The organism is Enterococcus sp. DIV0187, assembly GCF_051713785.1.
Lineage (GTDB): Bacteria > Bacillota > Bacilli > Lactobacillales > Enterococcaceae > Enterococcus_A > Enterococcus_A avium.
Map to the genome: position 1 here is coordinate 2,824,087 of NZ_JBIOQO010000001.1, position 21,436 is coordinate 2,845,522.

The window sequence follows — 21,436 nt, forward strand, 5'->3', positions numbered from 1 at the left end:
CTTTTTATAAAAATCACTTTGTCTTCGCGACGTATATCATTCTGCTAAATTACTCCTGCTCAATTGCCCTAAGAATTCAGGATTATTGCGCGAACTTTTTCATCTGGGAAAAGCAGAACTGATATCCTTGCTCTAAACTCTGCTACATTTTCTCATGAATATAAACCTCTGTAAATACGACAGTGTGTGAACTTGTTATGAGTCGGAATTTTCTTTATACTGCTTATGATACATTTAGAGGAGGCAAAAATGAGTAAACCAATAAAAATAATTTTAGGAATTGTCCTGGTTATAGTGATTGCACTAATTGCAGCAGGAAATTATTTCTATTCATACGCCGTGGTTCCGGCCAAAAAAGATTTCTTGGCGGAGAGTTCAGATAAAAAATCGAAGGAATTGATCGCCGCTGAAGATTGGTTCCATAATAAAAATAACCGTACAGATTGGCAGTTGACATCCACAGATGGGCTGAAATTATCTGCTTATTATCTGCCAGCTGAAAAAGAGCAGCACAAAACAGCCATCATTGCTCATGGGTATATGGGACAAGCTTCAGACATGCCGCAATATGCAAAAATCTATCATGATCTCGGATATAACGTACTAATGCCGGATGCCCGTGGTCATGGCAAAAGCGAAGGCGATTATATCGGCTTTGGCTGGCCAGAACGAAAAGACTATCTTCAATGGATCAATCGAATCGTCAAGCAAGATCCTCAATCAGAAATCGTCCTTCATGGTGTTAGTATGGGAGGAGCAACGGTTATGATGTCTAGCGGAGAAAAATTGCCGGATAATGTCAAAGCTTTCATAGAAGACTGCGGCTATAGCTCTGTTAATGGGGAATTGAGTTATCAATTGAAACAAATGTTCAATTTGCCGGCATTTCCTTTGATTCCTGTTACCAGTGTCGTAACAAAAGTACGTGCGGGCTATTTTTTTGGCGAGGCAGATACCATCAAACAGTTGAACAAGAACAAGCGGCCAATGCTCTTCATTCATGGTGACAAGGATGACTTTGTTCCTTATTCAATGCTAGATGAGGTTTATAACGCGACAAACGGGCCAAAGGAAAAATATATCGTTCATGACGCTAAACATGCAAAAGCTCTGAGCAGTGATCCTGCCATGTATCAGAAAAAAGTTACGGCGTTTTTACAAAAATACGTTCAATAAGAAAGGCTTTGCCAACTCGCTCAGCTTTTGAACAATATTTTTGCTTATTACCGATATGCTAGTTCTGCTTAATGGAGTTTAGCAGTAACCGTATGCTTAGTTTGTGTAGAATAGCTAGTTCGTAAAGTCGGACATGGATATAGCGATTTAATCATGTAAAAATTTTATATTTTCCCTATAAATAAAAAACGAGACGTTTCATCAAGACGTCTCGTTTTTTGCTCGTTCTAATAAGTATTCAGCTAAGCTATCTGTCACTGTAATATGGGTAAAAATTTTAGTTTTCGCCCCGACGTACAGCACTTCTTTTTTGCTTTCCTCGTAGCAGGCAACTGCAACATTTGAAATTTTCCGAACATCCTCAACACCTAGACCAATCACGTTTTCGTTGATCTCGCAGGTAACTTCCTGACCATTCTGATCAATAAATTTTGAATTAACATCTCCGATCACATCTAGTTTTTCCAGTTCATCAATATCCTGCTGATCAACATAACCGATCTCCGTCATCGTATTATTTTTAGAAAACGGACTAGCAATTCCCACTAATGCAAAATCAACATTTTTTCCCGCTTCCAAGACATCGCGGATTCCGTCATTTTCAATCAAACTTTTTTTAATAAATGCATTGTCCACCAGTGCAGGTGCATAGAGATATTTACATTTCGCTCTAAGTTTTTTCGCTAGATCATAGGCCAACTGATTGGAATGAACGTCTACCATCTCTGACCCTAGTCCGCCGATTAATGGGATAATCGTGGTATCTGCTTGATTTTCATATGGGTACTCATCAACGATTCCCCGCAGCATTTTTCCCCAAGAAAGACCGATCGTTTGAGCTTTCGTGATCTCCTTTTGAAAGGCCGTGATCGCTGTTTGGACTAATAAGCGTTCGGTCTCGTCTTTTCGCAAACTGCTGGTATCTAAGACCGCGGCTTTTTTCAACCCGAATGTTTCCTCTAAAGCCAGCTCCAGTTCGATGGAATAGGCGCTCTCGCTTTTAATAAAAATATCAACGATCCCTTCATTCTTTGCATCATTCAAATATTTTGAAACCAGTGAACGTGAAATGCCCAAGTATTTAGCGATCTCCGACTGTTTCAAATTCTTTTTGTAATACATCGTAGCCACTTTTACGATGTCGCGATTATGTTTTATAGCCATTTTTTGATCCCACCTTCTGAACTACTTTGATCCCATTCACTATACGGTTGATCCTGCGCGCCTGCAAGTACGAAAATTATACAGAATTGCTCTATTTACTAAAAAAGCCGAGGATGACCTATTTTCGGCACATCCTCGACCTTTTAAACTAAATAATTTCGATCACGCCACCGACTTCAAAGCTTGGGAAATTGCCAGGACTGACAATGATTGCCCCTGGAAGGATTTCGCCAATTGCGTTACGAAAATAAATCGAAATATGTCCCAATTCTTCAAAATTTGCATTTGCTTGCGAACCTACCTCTTCGATCGTAAATTCTTGATCGCCGAATTTGATTTTTCCGCCGACCTTCAACGCATCCTTGGGCTGACCCTCGAACTCATGAATCACACAAATATCTTTTAATTCTGCCGTTGCAGAAGGACCAAACAAAATAATTAAGCGTTCTTCTTCAAAGGCTGGCACCATGCTGCCGATTTCAATAATTTTGGTTTTTACCATCTATCCATTCGCTCCATTCAAACAGTTTTAATACATTCCGAAACTAGCCAACCATGCCAAGATTACGGCAGTAAAACCAGTCAGCATCCGTCCATATAAAATCGCTGGCACTCCGATTGCTACCGTTTCCGGTTTGGCTTCACCTAATGATAACCCTACCGGAATAAAGTCACAACCTACATGAGCATTAATTGCAAATAATGCCGGCAATGCATACTGTACTGGAATTGAGCCATTGGCGATCTGGGTACCGATCAATACTCCGATGACCTGTGAGATTACTGCTCCTGGTCCTAAAATCGGCGACAGGATCGGAATACTACAGATCAAAGCCAACGCAATCATTCCAGGCAGTGAACCAGCTAATGGTGAAAGAACTTTCGCCAACCAATCACCGATACCTGTGTAGTTAATGATCCCAACGATCATACTGATGAATGCCATGAAAGGAATAATGTTTTTCAATAGCATATCTAACGCGTCGCGACCAGATTGGTAGAAAGTACTCATCACTCCGCCGATACCACGGGAGAAACGAACTAAGAAGCTGTCCTTTTTCGCTTGTTCTTCTTTATGCTCTTCTTTGATTTTTGAATATCTTTCTCTGAACTCTTCTTCAGACTCACGACCTTCGTCTTGTTTTGTCACAATTTTTTCTGTCACGGCTGCTGATTCTGCATCCTGTGCATGAGCGTGATTAATCGCTGCCATTTGTTTTTCTTCTAAATTCGCCTCTTCTAAGATAGTTACATCTTCTGGACGGACCCCTGAAACAAAGATATCTTCCGTGATATGTTTAGATAATGGACCAGAAGGAGAAGACGGCAAAACATCCACTGTCGGTATGCGCTTCATCGGATATACACCGATTCGAGCCGTGCCGCCACAGTCAATTACGGCACATAGAGTTTCATCTTCTGGAATTTGATTCTTAAAGCCATCACAAGCCTCACAACCGGTTAAATCAGCAATTTGCTGCGCCACCGGATGAATACCTCCGCCTGTAACAGAAACAACTTTATTTTTTTGCTCTGATGGAACTAATGTTAGACCAACACCCCAACCTTTACTTCCAGGTTTTACAAATACTGTTTTGTACATTACGATTCCTCCTTTACGCAGTCGCTTTCTTCGCTTCTCTAGCCATCATGAATTTCGTTAGTCTTTCCGTAACAATTCCGCGAATCAGGATAACCACGATCCCTACTAAGAAATACCGGACAGCTAAACTTGATTGGCTAAATCCGGCTTTCGTTACGCCGTTGGCAATTCCTAAGTAAACAAAAAGCTCTCCGGCATTCGCATATGGAAATAGACCAGTAACTGGGTGAACAAAAGAAACGGCTGCATCGTAAAACGCCGGTTTTTCCTCTTCCTTAACAAATTTTCCAAAGGTATACGCCATTGGATTTGTCAGCATCAAAACAGCTAAAATCGGCATTAACGAATAGCGTAAAATCATATATTTCGAACAATAACGGATCGCTCTATCTACACGTTCTTCACCAATAAATGCAATAACTGAATAAGTAAACGTTAAAAGTACAATCAATAGTGGAACGATTCCAGTCATGTAACCCATGAACTGTTCGCCGCCGGCTTCAAACATACCAATAAAGTTTTTCCCTGCCCATTCGATATATTTCATTATAAAATCCTCCTCTTTCTAGGTAACCGCTTCCAATTTCCGTGTGTAAATCTGCGATAATGCTTTTTCTGTTTGAGATGCGCCTTTTTCTTTTGCAACATTACTGTAATTAACCAATTGCGTTCCTTTATACGATTGGTCCTCTTTAAAACGTGCAAATATCGTCAAACCTTTACAGACATAACATTGAATAACTCTGCCTTCTGCATCCACAACTACCGCGACGATCGCTCGTAAAAGTCTTCCCTTTACGACCTCGGTATAAAACTCATACTCTGTACCTGCTTGTTCTGTCGTAATTTTTTTAATAAAACGCTGATAGTATTTTACCTGAACAATGCTCAACAGGCTCTGGCTAAGCATCAAAACGATTAAAACAATTACTAAGCCACTCATAAGCTACATCCTCTCCAAAAGCAGACGAGGGTATCCCTCATCTGCTTTAAATTTGCCTTAATCACCAAACGTTGAATCCTGAAGTTTTCGTAAACGATAAACCGTCGTTGTTTCATCAATCTCAATATCATCATAGGTTAAGAAGGTTCCATCTTTGATATCACGCTTCGCTACAGAAGAACCACCAACTAAACCAATTGGTACATTATTGTTTTTCACCAGATCTGCATGGGTTTCTAACACACCGCGTACGCAATAACCGCCAATGCCATCAATTTTTTCGCCTGCTTTAATATCCTTTTTAGCTACCGCAACAGTTTCTGAAATTGGAGCACCTAATGGAACGATTGCATGATCGTGATTCAAGACTGCTTTTGCAATCGTAATCGGTGTTTCTAAGCTTGCTAAATGGTAGGGACGATACAAGATATGATGATCGCGATCACCCTTTTTCATCAAGTAACTTAACTCATGACGTGCCCCGTCATTTTGTCCCTTGACGATCACGAACACTCCAGGCGCCAATCCATCGACATATTCAACAACGCCATATTTATCCAAGATACCGCCATTTTCCTTCAAGTCTAAATCCTTAATAACTGAATCCACATCTCCACTGATTCCGTGCATTCCTACTTTGTCAGGAATGAATCCAATCGCATTTGACAGTAGATTCATTTCAGCCATAGTCTTCGTACCGTCTTGGAACGCAGCTAACATATGGCTAGACATCTGTTTAGAATCCGCTTCTGCTTGCGCAGTATCTGGGTTTGCACCAACCTTCAGCTTGTTGTTCTTGCCTTTACCAGCAACTAAGACTTCCATCCCCATGCTTTTTGCAAATTCAAATAATTCTGTCGTAGCAGCCGGCTCATCACCGTCAGATCCTGTATACACTAAGTCTGCCGCATCGTACATTTTCTTCATCAATGGCCCAATTGTGATATCCACTTCCACATTTAGCAATACAATGTGTTTTTTCGCTAATAAAGTTTCTAATGAAATTTGGGCGCCAACTTCTGGGACACCTGTCGCATCAACAATAACTTCTACCTTGTCTGAATGAATGATTTCTTTAAAATCTGAGCTGACCAAGATATCCACTTTTTTCTCTGCACTTGCATTATAAGCATCCGCTGCTCGCTGCGCGGCATCCTTATTGATATCACTGATACCAGTCACTGCCATTCCTGGAATCGTCGAAATCTGAGCAATCATCCCAAAACCCATTTGACCTGCACCAATTACCCCAACTTTGATCGGTGCGCCATTTCTTTCTCTTTCCAAAAGCTTCCCATAAAGTGTCATTGTTACCCCTCCATACTTTTTTGACATATGACAATACATTTGACATATGCCTTAAATCACTTTTAGTATAACATCGTAAAAATAAGTGTCAACGCTTTCTTTTCACAAACTACCGTTTTCTACCAATTGGAACATATGTTACAAAAGTAAAAAATACCGTAAAAAACGTGATATATCAATATCTAAAAAATATTATCTATTAAATCGAAATAATTCAAACAATAAAAAAGTCACAATTGCACATTCTTAAAATAACAATATAAAAAATAGAAAAGAGAGCCTAATTTAGAAATATAATAGAAAAGGAGATGAGCATGAAGGTTCGTTCACAATCTATCCAGAAGAAAAAAATTTATACATATAGGATGTTCAGCTATTAAAAAATATTAGACCAATCAAAAATTCTCACAGACTATTTTAATTGTGAATAAACGAACAGCGGAGTTTTCACTTGATCATTCTTTCATTTACTTCTACGAAAAACAAAAACCGCCGCCTTGACTCCCGTCAAAGCAGCGGTTTATTATTGTTGCCCATAGGTTTCGAACTTTTCTAGAACTTCTTTCATTTGTCCTTGATTTAGTAGTTTTGGTGTACCAATGCATCGCGCTCGGTAATCGAGTTTAGCAAGAAACTCGATGTCTTTCGCCACACCAAAGGCGCTGGATAAGTCTGGGCCAATGGTCAAAACGCCATGATTGCCTAGCAAGATTCCGTTGTCTTCATGAATAAAGTTAAAGGCTTCCTCGGCTAATTCCCGAGTACCGAACGTTTTATACTCGCAGCAACGAATTTTCTCCCCTACAGAACCAATGATGTAATGCAATGGTTCAATCTCCTGCTGCAGACAAGCAAACGTCGTCGCATATTCTGAATGAGTATGAACAACTGAGCGAACGTCTGGACGATTCGCGTAAAAAATACTATGAAGATCATATTCACTTGAAGGTTTACGATTGCCCTCCAACACATTGCCATGAAGATCCATTAGTACAATGTCTTCTGGTTCTGTTTCAAAATAAGGAATGCCGCTTGGGCTAATCAGCATCGCTTCTTCTTCAGGCAGATAAATGCTGATGTTGCCGCCAGTACCTGTCGTTAATTTTTCAGTGATAAGTTTCTTGCCATAGTCAACGATCAGCTCACGCTCTTTTAAATGCTTCATCTTCTTCTCCTCACTGCTATTGATGATTCTATTTTTATCACGTAATCATTCAATCAATAAAAATTATTTTCCGGCTGCTCTTTGATATAGCGTTTCAAGTCATAGGGTGAAAAAATTCCACGATCCGTCACAACTGCTCCAATTAATTCTGGCGGTGTGATATCAAAGGAAGGATAAATGGCCTTGACCCCGGCTAAAGTATGCTTGATCTCATTTAACTCCATGACTTGCTCAGGATCGCGCATTTCGATTTTGATGCTTTCATGACTTGTTTTATCTGTATCTGGAATACCTGTAACAAAGTAAGGAATACCAAATTTTTGCGCCAAAATTGCGATTTGATACGTACCGACTTTATTGGCAATATAGCCATCTTGAGCGATCGTATCCGCCGCCGAAGTGAATAAATCAATTTTTTCATGCGCCATTAAATAAGCGATCATATTATCAGAAACAACGGTTGTGTCAAACCCCATTTCTGCACAGCAGCTGGCAGTTAATCGCGCACCTTGCAGATATGGACGCGTCTCCGTACAAAAGAAACGCAGCGTTTTGTTCTGTTCGATCGCTTCTCGCAGCAACATGCCGATAATCGTTTCACCGAAGCATTGGGTCAAAACAGTCCCGTTATCCGGAATTTTTTCAATCAAGTATTTGGCTACCTGATCCATTGTATAATAACGGCGATTTAAGGAATTGATCGTATTTTGCTTGATCGCTTCGGTTGGATCTTCCCCTTTGTCCAATGCTTGCTCTGCTACTTCTACACATTTTTCTGTGATCAGTGTCATGCGATTTGCTGTTGTCGGACGGGCGTTGGCAATCGTGTGAGATGCTTTTTTTAGATAAGCGATCTGTTCTTCTGGTGCGAAATCGCGGCTCTCTTCCGCCGCTAACGCCATACCCATACCTGCCGCAGTATAAGGTCCGGCACTTTGTGTAACCATGTCCGTAATCGCCTGCGCTACAGCTTGATGCGTTTCACACTCTACAAATTCGAGCCGCGTTGGATAAATCCGCCGATCCAAAATACGGACTTTCCCCTTCTCGTACCACGCGACATTCTCATATTGCAGCAATGTTGGCATCGTATAATCTTGTCTTTCCAAATTCTTCACCTGCTTCTGTTGAAGGAATCTTGTTCTAAAACCTTTTAGTGCTGAACGTGCCGCTAAATTTGCAGCAATTCCTCATCTTTCTTAATTCTGCATACTAGGAAAAGCCGAATTGACAGCTTCGTCAATTCCAGCGACTAGCTGACTGCCGCTAATAACATGTTGTCGATTAATAATTAATTGAATGCCTATTTTCAATAAAATCCGTTCAGCCGTGACCTTTTTATCAGAAGGAATTAATGACAATTCCTTCACTTTTGAATCTCCTACAACGCGACGAATGATCTCGGTTCCAGCATAGCCGATCGCATCCTCCATGATTTTTTGCAGCATCCTCTCCTTGAACGCGTGATTCCGATACAACGGAAAAGTCACTGCTTCATCGTAGACTGTCTCTAATTTTTCTTGAACCTGATCGTAAACAGCGGCAATCGTTTCCTTGCACCACTGGTGGAATTCTTGATCGCTCGTCGAATCAAACAAATTTTTAATCATTGGAAAATAAAGATGAGCCAAAACATTGCCGATATCATAGCCCGCTGGACCATAAAAGGCAAACTCTGGATCAATCACCTTTACTCCTGTTTGATTGATAAAAATCGATCCCGTATGCAGATCGCCATGCAGCAATGATTGGGCATTATTCATAAAGTTATGACGCAGCAATGCAACTTCTACTTGCAGCGGTTCATTTTCATATAGGTTTTCTCTGATAAAATCTTCATTACCTGCAGTCACGATATTCCTTTGCTTATAATCATCATATGGCTCAGTAAATACCAGGTCTTCACTGATATCGCACATTTCAGGATTGATGAAGTCTTTGACGCGCTGCTTCTTCACGTCGCGATCTAAGACCAAATCACTTGTTAAAAGTAACGTACGTGCTAAAAATTCCGCGATCTTTTCGCTAAAATCTGGAAAAATCTGCTTGTCAATCAATTCATAGCGCATATTTTGATAGGCTGAGACATCTTCCATTGTCAAAGCATACATCTTTTGGTCATAATAATAAACCTCTGGTACAAACTGCGGTGCCAATTCATTTTGCAGTCGTAAAATTTCCGCTTCGATCCGGTTTCGCTCAATGTCTAATGGTCGCCCAGAAGAACGTAACAGGATATCTGCCTGCTTGATGATCAGACTTTCCTGTGTCGCCTGATTCACCACGCGAAAAACATAGTTGATATTCCCATCACCAATCTCCGATACTTCAATTGGTGTCCCTGAAGGAAAAGCGCCCAATCTTTCCACAACATATTGTTTGATTGCTTCCGTATCCATTAAAAAATGTTTTTGATACGCACCTGATTCCTTTGGTGTAAGCTTCATATTATCGCCTCATTCATTAAATTTCCCAGATATCTCCATGTAGTTAGGTGTTTTTCTAACCTGCAAAGGCAAGAAAAACTGACAGCTAGTTCATTGCTGTTGTATTCATTTTTCAAAAAGCGTGAAAAATGGTTTTATTTTCGTACGCATATCATTTTTCTAACCTGCTAAAGCAGGAAGAAAAACTGACAGCTAGCTCATTACTGTTGTATTCATTTTTCAAAAAGCGTGAAAAATGATTTTATTTTCGCACGCATATCATTTTTCTAACCTGCTAAAGCAGGAAGAAAAACTGACAAAAACACCCATCTAAAAGTTTACATTTAAAATTGTTAAATGCAACTCTTAGATGAGTGAAAATTCACGCTTTTCCTAATATTCGATTCATTTCTACTTGCAATAATTGCGGCGAACGGTCTATCGCGTCGATGGTGTCTCCTGCAATATGTGAAGTGATGACTACGTTGTCCAATGCTAGCAAGGGCTCATCAGAAGCGATTGGTTCTTCCCATAGGACATCGATACCCGCTCCTGCGATCTGATTTTTCGTCAAACAGTCAAGTAAATCTGCTCGATTAATAATATCCGGTCGCGCGGTATTAATCAAATAGGCACTGGGCTTCATCAAACGCAACAACGAATGATTAATCAAATTCTGGGTCTCTGGTACTACTCTCAAATGTAGAGATACTACATCTGAATCACTGAAAATCTCCTTCAAGCTTTTTAATTTAATTTGATAGCCTTCTTGATCTAGGCTGGCTTGATCGATAAACGCATCATAAGCACTGACCTCCAACCCTAAAGCAGTTAGACGTTTGGCGACGATTTTCCCAATATGTCCTAATCCCACTAGCCCGACTTTTAGATTGGAAAAGGAGGTTTTATATGCATCATTGGAAAAATTCTGCGGCCAATTTCCCTGCTTTACTTGAATGGCAGAAGCCGCGATATTACGAACAGTCGCATACATCAAACCAATCGTAAAATCCGCGACTGGTTCCGCATTTCGAATAACATTGATTACCGAAAGTCCAGGTCTCTCTTTCACTGCCTCCAGATCAATATGCTCTAGTCCACCTCGGCAGGTGCCGATCATCTTTAGCTTTTTTGCTTGAGCTAATAGTTTTCGTGAAACAGGCGCCAAATGTACGAGCAAATACTCGGCCTCTGCTACTTCTGCCAAGATCTCCGCAGACCATTCAAAACCATTCGGTCCATCATGTTCCAGAATTTTGATAACTTCGCGAAATTCTGACCGTGTTTTTTCAGACTGCCACTCGAAGCTTTGAATAATAACGGGCTCTTCAAGTAGTAGTCCTTTTGCAGCATTTGCCAAATTTGCTGCTGAAACGAAAGGATCACCAATCACGACTACCTTAGTCACTGCGCAGACCTTCTTCCAATAAAATCCCGGATTTCGGTTTCACGTGAAACTTTTCTGCTAAATCTAAAAGCTGCTGGTCTGTAATCTGCTGCTTAATTTCTTGTTTGGCTGAGCAAATTTGCAGATAGATTTTAGCAGCCTTTTCCGCCGTTTCCACTAGACCAAAAGCATCGTCCATCGTTTGACCGGCACCCATAATTCCATGATGCGGCCAAATCACAATTCTAGAATTCTGCATTTTGTCAGCTGAAGCTGCTCCAAGTTGTCTCGTTCCTGCAACCATCCAAGGAAGAACCGACACCCCATCTGGAAAAACGACTAAACATTCTGTGATCATTTGCCATAGCGTCTTAGTGAATTTCTTTTCGTCTAGGTCGTGAATAAACGTCATCGCCGATATGGCCGTCGCATGAGTATGCAAAATGACCCGATGCTCTGGATCTTGTGCAAGACGAACTTCATGACATTGAAGGTGTGACGCCAGCTCACTCGTTGGCAAATCGCCACCCTCTAGTCCCCACAGCAGCTCATACCTGTCGCCTTCTGCACTTATTCGAATGATAGCTAAACTATCAGCGGGATTCTTTTGAATATTTTTGAAATATTTGCCTGATCCTGAAACAAGAAATAGCTCACCTGCTAAGCTTTTTACAGTAAAATCCAATGGAATAGTTCTTTTAACCTGATCACTATCGAGATAATATTGAACCTCCTCTTGCGGCAGGCGATAGCTGATATTTCCACCATTTCGCTCTGCCCAGCCGTACGCCCATAATTGACTGGTGGCTTCACACATTTCTTTGATAAAAGGAGCTTGATTGATCTCATGAAGTTTCACTTTATCATCCCCTGTTGACTATAGATTAGAGGAGAATCGTAATTAGTCGTGCCACGATCATAAAGGCCACACCTAACACACCATGAATCAGATACGTTTTGCTCTTAACAACATCGCCATTCGCTCCAATCACGAGTTTTTTGGCGCCATCAAAAAAGATTTTGATAAAAAAGGCCAATCCAATCAAAACAAACAAATCGCTAATCATCGTAATCCTCCTCCCAAATTAATAACTACTTTTGCCCATAATAAGCATTTGCTCCATGCTTACGTAAATAATGCTTGTCCAAAACACGTTGCGGCAGCTCTTCAGCAAAGGAATTTAATTGCCGCGTCAGCAGGTTCATCTTACAAACCTCCTCCAATACTACGGCATTCATCACGGCACTATGAGCATCCTTGCCCCATGTAAATGGCCCGTGACCATGAAGCAGCACTCCTGGAACCTCTAAGGGTTTTATTTCCCGTTGCTTAAATGTCTCTACGATGACACAGCCCGTTTCGTGTTCATAGCCTTCATCGATTTCATATTGACTCAAAAAACGTGCACATGGAACAGACCCGTAAAAGGTATCCGCATGGGTTGTCCCCATTGCCGGAACGTCTAACCCTGATTGTGCCCAAGCAGCCGCCCACGTTGAATGGGTGTGAACGATTCCGCCAATTTCCGGAAACTCTTTATATAAGACTGCGTGAGTCGGTGTGTCAGAAGATGGGTTTAATCGTCCTTCGATCACATTATTTTCCAAATCGACAACGACCATATCCTCCGCTGTCATTTCTTCATAGCTGACACCGCTGGGTTTGATCACAAAATACTTCGTCTCAGGATCATAAGCACTGACATTGCCCCAAGTGTATTTAATTAACCCTTGTTTAGGTAAATCTAAATTTGCTTGAAATACTTCTTCTTTTAATTGTTCTAACATTGATTCGGCCCTCTCTTACTCTGGATTGACAGCAACAACGATTTTGTTATAGGCAAGCTCGCGTTTGAACATCTTAGGCAGCACCTCTGGCAAATCGTTTAAGGTAATTTCATTACTCACCATTTCCTTGAACTTGATTCGACGTTTAGACATTTCTTCTAATGTCGCCTCCCAGGCGCGGCCAGGATAAGGTGCCGTATAGGAATTCCATGAACCGGTAATGGTTAACTCTGCCCGCATGATTCGTTCTGCTTCGTGCTCTGATAATGGCAGATCTTGGTGAGAGATTCCTACTAATACGACCGTTCCGTGCTTACGTGTAATCAAAAGTGCCTGCTTCTGAGTGAATTTACTACCCGCAGTCTCAATTACGACATGGACCCCTAAACCTGTTTCTGCCTTGATTGCAGCTTCTAAATCTTGCTCTTTGCTGTTGATTGTTACATCCGCGCCCAAATTCTTTGCTAAAGCCAATTTCTCATCAAAAATGTCGACTGCAATCACTTTTTTCGCGCCAAATATTTTTGCGATTTGGATGGCAAATTGACCAATCGGTCCGCAACCAAGCACCGCTACAGTATCGCCAACCTTCATATTCGATCGCTGCATCGCATGCCAGCTAATCGTTGCCGGCTCTACCCCAGCTGCTGACAACAAATCCAAATCCTCCGGCATTACCACACAATGCTCTTCTGGAACTTTCACGTATTCTGCAAAGGCCCCATTACTGCCGGTACCGATTATGTTATAATTATCACTGAGACCGTAAGACCCTTCTTTTGTATATTCAGAATTTGGGTCTGGGATCAGTGGTGCAACTGCGATCTTATCTCCGACTTGAACTTTAGTGACCTGTGATCCTACCCGATCTACAGTACCGCTAAACTCGTGTCCTAAAATGAGCGGATACATTCTTGCACCATCTTCTAAGTTTGCGCGGGGCACATCTGAGCCACAGATCCCCGCGTAAGCGACTTTAACTAATACTTCACCTTCACCAATATCGGGAACATCCACTTCTTGAACTTCCAACACACCAGGTTTTATCAGCACACTTGCTTTCATCTTTTTTGTCATGATTTCTTTCATCCTTCTCTATTAAGCTACCTTTGTTTTTCCTTCAGGGATCTCACCACTATTTTTCGCTGCAGCTCGTTCAACATAGCCATAAAAAGCTTCTTTATTTTTACGGAATAAGAAGTAAACAACAAAATAAGCGACAATCGTTAAACCAATCCACAATGGATTCTGACTTAAAAAGGCCAGGAAGATCAGCCCAAAAATCGGTTTTCCTAAGATATTAAAGCTGGTAACCATCAATGCGCCAGCCGGCAAAGTAACCCCTACAGTTTGTGCTATTTCAGTAAACATTGGCGCAGTGTATGAACACATATATAATCCTAAGCTGAACCAGATCACACCATTTAACAATGTCTTCGCAATATTTCCATTCGATAAGCAGACTAGCGCCTGAACCATGTATGGAATCGCTAACAAGTCAACGACTGGTAATGTTTGATTTCCAGGTAAGATCATTGCGATGAACACCATGATCGGAATTAAAAGAATTCCTGAGATCAGCGTAGCAGGTTCACCATAGCCAGTCGCATCATTTACTCCTAGATACCATTCTCGACCTTCATTATTGCCACGAACGTTTTTACTAGCTGCTTGTGAAATCGGATTGAAGGCTTGTGAGAAGATTCCCGCCACTTTCGGAAAGATTGCCATTACCGCACTTGTTGCGATCGCTACTTCTGTGATTTGTCCCCACGCCGATAATTCCGCTAAGTTGCTGATATTTCCTAAAATTCCTAAAAACAGACCTAAGAATAATCCTAATGAGATCGGTTCTCCTAAAAAGCCCAGCTTCTTCTGCAACCCTTGAGGATTTAAACGAACTTTATGCAGACCAAGCATATTCCAAATCGGGTCCATTATTAAGGCAAAAATTCCCGGCTCAATATTATGCATCGCGATGATCGTACAATTGGGATAATGATAATAGCTGGACCATCTTCTGGCTAACATTTCTGACAATAACAGACTGTACATATTCAATAAGCACATCAGGACAACGGCTAAAATCATGTTTTTCGTAGCCAAATATACCATCGAGCCCCAAACCATGTAAGAATAGTTATTCCACAAATCAGAAGGCTGGAACACATTCGTCCATTTGACTAAGAAAAGAACGGTTTGTAACACTAAGGCAATCACTAAGTAAATCATGCCCGCTTCTGTCGAATAGGCAACTAAAGCCGTCGCCTGCCAGCCTACGTCAAATGCTGGCAAATTGATTCCGGTTTGATCGACCATCTGTTGTACAACTTTAGAAATAATCGGAGTGTAGGAATTCAAAATCAAGGTGAAACCCATCAAACCTACGCCTGCATATAAACCAGATAAAAATGCCTTTTGAGTCTTCACTTTTAATACTTTGGCAACAACAAAAATCATTACCGGAACAAAAACAGCCGATCCAAACGTATCAAAAACGCTCTTTAAAGTTTCTAACATCTCATTACTCCTTTTTCGTTTTAATGTATTTATTTTTCTTTCTGAAAAATAAGTCTGATTCTCAAGCCGTATACTATTCCTCTAATGCGCTAAAGCGCAAAGGGGAACTAGCATCCTTTTTCGTTTTAATGTATTTATTTTAGTTCTGCCAAATACTGGCAAAACAAATTATCTTCGCAAGAAACCAAATACAACCTTTTCTCAAAAGCTTATTTTTCTAATGCTAACAAGACCTCATCTACTTCTTCCAAAAACTCATCTTCGCCAAATCCAGTTAAAAAGCCAATTGCGTTCACTACGGGAATACCATAATCACCATCAGGTAGCGGACTCGTATAGGTAATAAAATCAAACTTACCAGTCTTCGCTAGCGACAATGCTTCATTAGGATTCGCTTCTGTCGTATCAACGATATAGCCTTTTTCCTCCAACGTTTCTCTTAATTTTTCCGCCACCATTGAAGATGTCACTGTTCCTGATCCACAAACCGACAATACATTGTATCTTTTCATTACTGCTTCCTCCTTTTTTCTTTATGCGATTTCTAACTCCATTTTTTCCACAATACTATACATTTCTTCTACAGATGACGCTCGCTCCAACCGCTTCAACGTTTCGACATCTTGAAAAAGCCCCATCAATTTGCTGAGCATTTTCACCTGTCCATCTGGGTCCTCTACGGCCATTAAGATTACTAACGATACACGAACCTTTTCTTCTGGATTAATCATTGAACAAACCTCGATGGGTTCTGCTAGGGTCGCGATTGCTAAAGCGGATTGATACACATGTTCACGATCCGTGTGAGGAATCGCAATCCCGTAATCTCCCATCTGCAATCCAGTCGGAAAGCCCTTCTCTCTTTCTAATACCGCGGGAACATAGGTTGATTTGACATAGCCTAATTCTTCCATTTTTTTCCCTAAGAACGTAATCATCTCTTCATAATCTTGCGGCTTCATTTTGCTAAAAAGCAACTCACGTTTGATCACTCGATCCCTCCTACTTCTGTTGTTTTGCTTCTTGCTTAACCAAAAGATAACACGGAAACGCTTTCTTTTAAATTTCTTTTGAACTCATTTTTTACTGAACCTATTCCTGAATATTTGTATGACTTGCTGAAAACGTTGATTTCACAAGCGTTTCTCCTTCTGTAATAATTGCGAAAATAGACAGATAATGCAAAAATCCCATTCGTGAAATGAATGGGAAATCGTTTTATTACTTTTTGAATGCTTGGATAATCGCTAGAAGCGCTTCCTTGTTCTGCGCCTGATCCAAACGCTCAATCGCTCTAGGATCACTAGCGATTTTAAGCAGCTGCATCATAGGCTGAATATGCAATTTTTTATCAATCGCTGAAATCACAACAACATATCGATATGTCTGACCTTGACTGCTAAATCCTTTTGAAACTTTAGCCAAGCACATCCCCAGCTCACGCGCTCCATGTTCCGGAATAGTATGAGGAATGACGATTTGATTCCCCAACACAATACTGGGGGTAACCTCAGGAAATTGCTCCTCAAGATGAGATAAATAGCTTGGTTCAACAATCTTACGATCAATCAAATTTTGCGTCGCTGCTTGAAGAATATCTAACCAATCCAACTCATCTGGTAAAATGATGATACTCTCCTTTGTGATCAGATCGCTCAAATTTAACTTTGTTTCATTGGTCAAAATCTCTTGATCCTGGATCTGAAAAATAGAATTATAAGAGATCATTAATTCTTTACGAATCTTTCCTTCAATCTCATCATCCATTGACAGATGTTTTTTGACGATCGATAAAATATGATCCGGCTGCAGCTTGTAACTATCAATTTTATAGATCAGCTGGATCACTTCATTGACGATCAAGGTTTTGTTCATTGCAGATAGGTCATTTCCTACAACGATCACAGGGAATTCAGTTGTTAACGGATTTGTAGAAAATATTAATTGAACATCCAATTGCTTTTCTTTTTCATAGAATTCACGAATCGAAAAAGAACTGACAAAATGAATCATGGGGAACCAATTGTCTAACGTCTTTTCCAAAAGTTTTGAACTAATGATACCATTGGGACAAACCACTGCTGCTTTGACAATCGTACGCTCAAGATTGATCGGCTTTTCTTTTGGCATGTATGCGCCAATGAACATGGTGATCAGATAAATTTCATCATTCGGAATCCGCTCTTCAAAAAAATCCTCTAAGGGCGCTACCGATGATTTCACAATAAAAAATAAAGGGTCCAACTGATTTTTAACAATATCCGTCAGTGTATAGTCAGAAGTTAACCCATAGCGAATGCGATAGTATGCTGGTGTCAGATGCAATGCTAAGTTTTCAATCAGCTGTTCTTTATCATTCAGCTGAATAATCGTATTTCTCTCCAGCATCGCAATAAACAGTTCAATATGCTTTCTGAGATCTTCTTTATTTAGGGAAAAAATATTGCTTAGATCGGTTATTTTCAACGAAAGAATGTACAGACACAGATAAAGGTGCTCCGTATAGGACTTCGGCAGCATTCCTTGCCCCGCCAACACTTTGACAATTGCCGCATATTCGTTGGTATCCATAATTTCCTTTGCCAACAAGCCAAAACGTTGCTCAATGATATGACCATTCTTAACTCGGCGATCTAGCAATACCAAAAAGTACGGCGCTGTTTGAATCCGATTATCTGTATACTGAACTTGCAGCTCATCTTCCACCATGCGCAGCATTTTTCGCTGTTCTTCGATTTCTGTCGCTTGGATGGCCAAATACTTCTCAAAAATAAGGCGATTATAAATAGAATCCATCACTTGATCTGTCACTACAAGAATCAAGCCACGAACCGCTTCTTCATCCCCTCGAAAATAGTACCCGCCTTTTCTGGAATAATCGATCGTTAATTTATGTTTTTTTAGTTGCTTTTTGAGTTTCTTGATATCCGATACGATCGTGTTTTTACTAACCTCTAAGCTTTCTGAAAAGTGATACAGCGAAAGATAATCTGCAGAAAAAATTAACAATAAAATAACTAGCAAACGATGATCCTCATCCAAAAAACTGTTTTCATCTGCTTGCAGCTGACTTTCACTATTCATAATTCCAGAGAAAACATCGACCACTTTCGTATCAACGATAAAGCTGCCATTACGTGAGCGAATGATTTTACGATAATTATTTTCTTCAAGATAATCATTGATTTTTTTTATAGCATAGTCTAATTGATTACGAGTCAGATCATATTTTTCCATGATTTCTTTGGAAGAAATTTTCACCGTAGAAGCGACTGCCTGCAATATCTGGACGCTTCGATTATCAAGATCCATCTAGTGCCCTCCTGCCTACATTTTTTCCTATAGTCTAGCTTGAACAGGATGAATAGTAAACGTTTTCTTTGTGAATTCACTTTAAAATAACAATGATTGGAATATCTCGATACACAATATTCTTTTACAATTTCTTGCTAATGATTATTTATTACACTGTTTCTATGAAAATAGTATCAAAAAATCCTCCTATAAAACAAACTCACAAAAAAGCTGCACCAAAAAATTCTGGTACAGCTTCCTTGATTCAAATTAAAACTCTTCTGGATTGGATTCGATCATTACCTTGATTTCATTACCTTCCATCACTTTATCAAAGGCTTCCCGCCATTTAGTCAATGGATATTTTTTCGTAATCATCTCATCGATATTGATCGCACCTTTCGCTAATAAGTGGATCGCAATCGGCCAGTCATAAGGATTTTGTGAACGACTGCCGATGTATTCGATCTCTCGTTGAATGATCGATTCAGTGTCTAAATCCACCATTTTATTAGCGAACAAGCCTACTTGAATAAATTGCCCCTGCTTGCGAATCAATGGCAGACTAGCATTGACTGCTGGTACAGCACCTGAGGCATCATACACTTTATCGACACCGTAGCCATCCGTGATCTCATTAACAACTTTCGCTAGATCTTCCTTCATCGTATCAACGATCACATCCGCACCTAGTTTTTTTGCTAATGCTAAGCGATGAGCATCTTTTGTGATCCCCGTCATAATAACGAAGGCTCCAATTTCCTTGGCAATCTGCAAAAGATACAGTCCGATTGGTCCAGGGCCCATGATAATGATCGTGTCTTTTAATTCCAAGTGACTCTTTTGATACATCGCGTGGACACAGCACGCTAATGGTTCGCTCATCGCCGCACCTTCATAGCTTAAATGATCCGGCAGTAAATGAATGCTTTCTTCTCGAGCCAACACATAGTTCGCCATGGAGCCATTTTGCTGCGTGCCGATTCCTTTTCGATGGGGACACAAATTATACTGCTTTTCCTTGCAATAATCGCATTCGCCGCAGACATAAAAGGTCGTCTCACTGGTTACCCGATCGCCCACTTTAACTTTTGTTACATTGGCTCCGACTTCAACCACCTGCCCAGAAAATTCATGCCCTAGGACGACGGGGGTGGTGGGATTTTTGTATTCACCTTTAAACGTATGGATATCTGATCCGCAAATACCTGTATAAGCGACTTTAATCAAGACCTTGTCATCTGTTGCTTCTGGTACAGGTAAATCGATAAATGCCATTTGGTCATAACCGGGTGCCTGCTTGGAAACACCCTTCATTGTTTTACTCATTTACAAAAACCTCCTACATCACTGTGGCAACTAATTCTGAGAATTTCAAGAAGATCCATTTTAAGAAATTTCCGCCTGTATCTAGGTTCGTAATTTCGGCAGCGCCTTCTGGGAACTTCACGATCCCTTGCGCCATTTCAGTAATCACTGGCGCAAAATTGGTCGCCATTAACAAGGCAACAGCCATCACGACTGTCAATGAAATCACTGAATGTAAGATATTTCCTTTACGACTAGGCACAACTAACGCTGCGAAAAATGGAATCGTTGCTAAATCTCCGAAAGGCAGCACGCGGTTTCCCGGCAGAATAACTGCTAAAAATAATGTGATTGGTACCATCAAAAGACCTGTAGATAGTGCAGCCGGTGAGCCAGTCGCTAAGGCGGCATCCATTCCTAGATAAATTTCGCGATCGCCGTAGCGGCTTTGCAATAGTTTTTGTGCTCCCTCTTGAATAGGAATTAACCCTTCCATCAGGATTTTTACCATCCGCGGCATTAAGAACATTACGCCACCCATGTTCATTCCAATTTGTAGGATACCAATGAAATCGTAGCCGCCTAACAAACCAAGGAACATCCCGATGATGATGCCCATGATCATTGGTTCGCCAAAAATACCAAAACGCTTTTGGATCGTTTCAGGTTTTACGTCTAATTTATTGATACCAGGAATCTTATCGACTAGCCAGCCGATCGGCAATGCTAAAACCGCATAACCTTGTGCTGAACCAGTCGTAATACTGATACCTTCTAACCCATAATATTCTTGTACCTTCGGCGCAGTCTTATCAGCGATAATTTGAATAATGATCGTAAACAGAATTCCGCACAGGATGCCAAAGAAAAAACTTTTTGTTACAATATAACCAGTTGCTGCCACAGAACTAACATGCCAGTAGTTCCAGATGTCAATGTTTAGTGTCTTGGTCCGATTTAACGCCAACATAATTAAATTCACGATCAAGATTACTGGAATCATCACAGCCGCGATTGGTTGCGCCCATGTCCCGGCTGAGACTGCTGGCCAGCCTGCATCAATGATCGTCAGGTTCAAACCAAACCGTTCAACCATCGCTTGTGCCGCTGGACCAACGTTTGTGGTCAATACATTAATAACCAAGTTTATCCCGATCATCCCGATACCTACAGTAATTCCGGAAATAATTGCTTTTTTTATTGGAACCCTAAAAATAATCCCAACAATAAAGATGATGATGGGCAGCATCACACTTGCGCCGGCGCCTAAAATACTTTGCACCACATTCATTAAACCATCCATTTAATACATTCCTCCTAATTTGTTTTGATCTATTTATTTTTAATGTTAAAA

At 40.6% G+C, this 21,436-nt stretch carries 21 protein-coding genes; 1 reads left to right on the top strand and 20 read right to left on the bottom strand.

Annotation, left to right across the window (positions count from 1 at the left end; genetic code table 11):
* Positions 1–249 precede the first annotated feature (249 nt).
* Positions 250–1,176: an alpha/beta hydrolase gene (locus tag IGI52_RS13845; RefSeq protein ID WP_438781592.1), complete on the top strand. Its 927-nt coding sequence runs from the start codon at positions 250–252 to the stop codon at positions 1,174–1,176.
* A 201-nt stretch (positions 1,177–1,377) separates the two neighbouring features.
* Here IGI52_RS13845 and IGI52_RS13850 read toward each other — a convergent pair whose 3' ends face one another.
* The 20 genes from IGI52_RS13850 to IGI52_RS13945 form a co-directional block, all read right to left on the bottom strand.
* Positions 1,378–2,340 (bottom strand): sugar-binding transcriptional regulator, encoded by a 963-nt coding sequence (locus tag IGI52_RS13850; RefSeq protein WP_016179331.1) that lies wholly within the window; start codon positions 2,338–2,340, stop codon positions 1,378–1,380.
* Positions 2,341–2,488: 148 nt separating this feature from the next.
* A complete protein-coding gene (locus IGI52_RS13855; protein ID WP_311871875.1) occupies positions 2,489–2,842 on the bottom strand; it encodes a PTS glucitol/sorbitol transporter subunit IIA in 354 nt (117 codons plus the stop codon).
* Between the two features lie 27 nt (positions 2,843–2,869).
* Complete coding sequence (gene srlE / locus IGI52_RS13860) at positions 2,870–3,943, bottom strand: PTS glucitol/sorbitol transporter subunit IIB (RefSeq protein ID WP_048719177.1); 1,074 nt, start codon at positions 3,941–3,943, stop codon at positions 2,870–2,872.
* A gap of 13 nt (positions 3,944–3,956) precedes the next feature.
* On the bottom strand, positions 3,957–4,490 hold the full coding sequence (srlA, locus tag IGI52_RS13865; RefSeq protein ID WP_016179328.1) for a PTS glucitol/sorbitol transporter subunit IIC: 534 nt from the start codon (positions 4,488–4,490) through the stop codon (positions 3,957–3,959).
* An 18-nt stretch (positions 4,491–4,508) separates the two neighbouring features.
* The gene (locus tag IGI52_RS13870) at positions 4,509–4,886 is read right to left on the bottom strand and encodes a transcriptional regulator GutM (protein ID WP_016179327.1); all 378 of its coding nucleotides are present in this window, start codon (positions 4,884–4,886) and stop codon (positions 4,509–4,511) included.
* Between the two features lie 57 nt (positions 4,887–4,943).
* Complete coding sequence (locus IGI52_RS13875) at positions 4,944–6,194, bottom strand: NAD(P)H-dependent oxidoreductase (protein WP_016179326.1); 1,251 nt, start codon at positions 6,192–6,194, stop codon at positions 4,944–4,946.
* A gap of 523 nt (positions 6,195–6,717) precedes the next feature.
* The gene (locus IGI52_RS13880) at positions 6,718–7,359 is read right to left on the bottom strand and encodes an L-fuculose-phosphate aldolase (protein ID WP_070503683.1); all 642 of its coding nucleotides are present in this window, start codon (positions 7,357–7,359) and stop codon (positions 6,718–6,720) included.
* 53 nt (positions 7,360–7,412) lie between these two features.
* Entirely contained in the window at positions 7,413–8,468 is a 1,056-nt protein-coding gene (locus IGI52_RS13885; RefSeq protein WP_311871877.1) for a s-methyl-5-thioribose-1-phosphate isomerase, read from the bottom strand.
* A 90-nt stretch (positions 8,469–8,558) separates the two neighbouring features.
* Entirely contained in the window at positions 8,559–9,806 is a 1,248-nt protein-coding gene (mtnK, locus tag IGI52_RS13890; protein WP_311871878.1) for an S-methyl-5-thioribose kinase, read from the bottom strand.
* Between the two features lie 361 nt (positions 9,807–10,167).
* Positions 10,168–11,193 carry an NAD(P)-dependent oxidoreductase gene (locus tag IGI52_RS13895; RefSeq protein WP_048719216.1) on the bottom strand — a complete coding sequence of 342 codons (1,026 nt, stop codon included), beginning with the start codon at positions 11,191–11,193 and terminating at the stop codon, positions 10,168–10,170.
* Positions 11,186–12,031, bottom strand: coding sequence for a rhamnulose-1-phosphate aldolase (gene rhaD, locus IGI52_RS13900; protein ID WP_049221744.1), 846 nt, complete (start codon positions 12,029–12,031; stop codon positions 11,186–11,188). The genes IGI52_RS13895 and rhaD overlap by 8 nt, the downstream gene beginning before the upstream one ends.
* Before the next feature lie 25 nt (positions 12,032–12,056).
* The gene (locus IGI52_RS13905; protein WP_016179320.1) at positions 12,057–12,239 is read right to left on the bottom strand and encodes a hypothetical protein; all 183 of its coding nucleotides are present in this window, start codon (positions 12,237–12,239) and stop codon (positions 12,057–12,059) included.
* Between the two features lie 25 nt (positions 12,240–12,264).
* Complete coding sequence (locus tag IGI52_RS13910) at positions 12,265–12,960, bottom strand: L-ribulose-5-phosphate 4-epimerase (protein ID WP_048719220.1); 696 nt, start codon at positions 12,958–12,960, stop codon at positions 12,265–12,267.
* Between the two features lie 15 nt (positions 12,961–12,975).
* Positions 12,976–14,037 (bottom strand): galactitol-1-phosphate 5-dehydrogenase, encoded by a 1,062-nt coding sequence (locus IGI52_RS13915; protein ID WP_311871880.1) that lies wholly within the window; start codon positions 14,035–14,037, stop codon positions 12,976–12,978.
* Between the two features lie 21 nt (positions 14,038–14,058).
* Positions 14,059–15,480 carry a PTS galactitol transporter subunit IIC gene (locus tag IGI52_RS13920; protein ID WP_048719223.1) on the bottom strand — a complete coding sequence of 474 codons (1,422 nt, stop codon included), beginning with the start codon at positions 15,478–15,480 and terminating at the stop codon, positions 14,059–14,061.
* Positions 15,481–15,689: 209 nt separating this feature from the next.
* A complete protein-coding gene (locus tag IGI52_RS13925; RefSeq protein WP_016179316.1) occupies positions 15,690–15,992 on the bottom strand; it encodes a PTS sugar transporter subunit IIB in 303 nt (100 codons plus the stop codon).
* Between the two features lie 21 nt (positions 15,993–16,013).
* Positions 16,014–16,472 carry a PTS sugar transporter subunit IIA gene (locus IGI52_RS13930; protein WP_049219817.1) on the bottom strand — a complete coding sequence of 153 codons (459 nt, stop codon included), beginning with the start codon at positions 16,470–16,472 and terminating at the stop codon, positions 16,014–16,016.
* Positions 16,473–16,701: 229 nt separating this feature from the next.
* Entirely contained in the window at positions 16,702–18,792 is a 2,091-nt protein-coding gene (locus IGI52_RS13935) for a BglG family transcription antiterminator (protein WP_070503668.1), read from the bottom strand.
* A 252-nt stretch (positions 18,793–19,044) separates the two neighbouring features.
* On the bottom strand, positions 19,045–20,103 hold the full coding sequence (locus IGI52_RS13940; RefSeq protein ID WP_311922360.1) for a zinc-binding dehydrogenase: 1,059 nt from the start codon (positions 20,101–20,103) through the stop codon (positions 19,045–19,047).
* A 13-nt stretch (positions 20,104–20,116) separates the two neighbouring features.
* Positions 20,117–21,385 (bottom strand): PTS galactitol transporter subunit IIC, encoded by a 1,269-nt coding sequence (locus IGI52_RS13945; RefSeq protein WP_016179312.1) that lies wholly within the window; start codon positions 21,383–21,385, stop codon positions 20,117–20,119.
* Between the last annotated feature and the right edge of the window lie 51 nt (positions 21,386–21,436).

Bases quoted from the DNA above. Each gene is read 5' to 3' on its own strand.
- IGI52_RS13845 (WP_438781592.1), top strand. From the start codon at position 250: ATGAGTAAACCAATAAAAATAATTTTAGGAATTGTCCTGGTTATAGTG.
- IGI52_RS13850 (WP_016179331.1), bottom strand. From the start codon at position 2,340: ATGGCTATAAAACATAATCGCGACATCGTAAAAGTGGCTACGATGTAT.
- IGI52_RS13855 (WP_311871875.1), bottom strand. From the start codon at position 2,842: ATGGTAAAAACCAAAATTATTGAAATCGGCAGCATGGTGCCAGCCTTT.
- srlE (WP_048719177.1), bottom strand. From the start codon at position 3,943: ATGTACAAAACAGTATTTGTAAAACCTGGAAGTAAAGGTTGGGGTGTT.
- srlA (WP_016179328.1), bottom strand. From the start codon at position 4,490: ATGAAATATATCGAATGGGCAGGGAAAAACTTTATTGGTATGTTTGAA.
- IGI52_RS13870 (WP_016179327.1), bottom strand. From the start codon at position 4,886: ATGAGTGGCTTAGTAATTGTTTTAATCGTTTTGATGCTTAGCCAGAGC.
- IGI52_RS13875 (WP_016179326.1), bottom strand. From the start codon at position 6,194: ATGACACTTTATGGGAAGCTTTTGGAAAGAGAAAGAAATGGCGCACCG.
- IGI52_RS13880 (WP_070503683.1), bottom strand. From the start codon at position 7,359: ATGAAGCATTTAAAAGAGCGTGAGCTGATCGTTGACTATGGCAAGAAA.
- mtnK (WP_311871878.1), bottom strand. From the start codon at position 9,806: ATGAAGCTTACACCAAAGGAATCAGGTGCGTATCAAAAACATTTTTTA.
- IGI52_RS13905 (WP_016179320.1), bottom strand. From the start codon at position 12,239: ATGATTAGCGATTTGTTTGTTTTGATTGGATTGGCCTTTTTTATCAAA.
- IGI52_RS13910 (WP_048719220.1), bottom strand. From the start codon at position 12,960: ATGTTAGAACAATTAAAAGAAGAAGTATTTCAAGCAAATTTAGATTTA.
- IGI52_RS13915 (WP_311871880.1), bottom strand. From the start codon at position 14,037: ATGACAAAAAAGATGAAAGCAAGTGTGCTGATAAAACCTGGTGTGTTG.
- IGI52_RS13920 (WP_048719223.1), bottom strand. From the start codon at position 15,480: ATGTTAGAAACTTTAAAGAGCGTTTTTGATACGTTTGGATCGGCTGTT.
- IGI52_RS13925 (WP_016179316.1), bottom strand. From the start codon at position 15,992: ATGAAAAGATACAATGTATTGTCGGTTTGTGGATCAGGAACAGTGACA.
- IGI52_RS13935 (WP_070503668.1), bottom strand. From the start codon at position 18,792: ATGGATCTTGATAATCGAAGCGTCCAGATATTGCAGGCAGTCGCTTCT.
- IGI52_RS13940 (WP_311922360.1), bottom strand. From the start codon at position 20,103: ATGAGTAAAACAATGAAGGGTGTTTCCAAGCAGGCACCCGGTTATGAC.
- IGI52_RS13945 (WP_016179312.1), bottom strand. From the start codon at position 21,385: ATGGATGGTTTAATGAATGTGGTGCAAAGTATTTTAGGCGCCGGCGCA.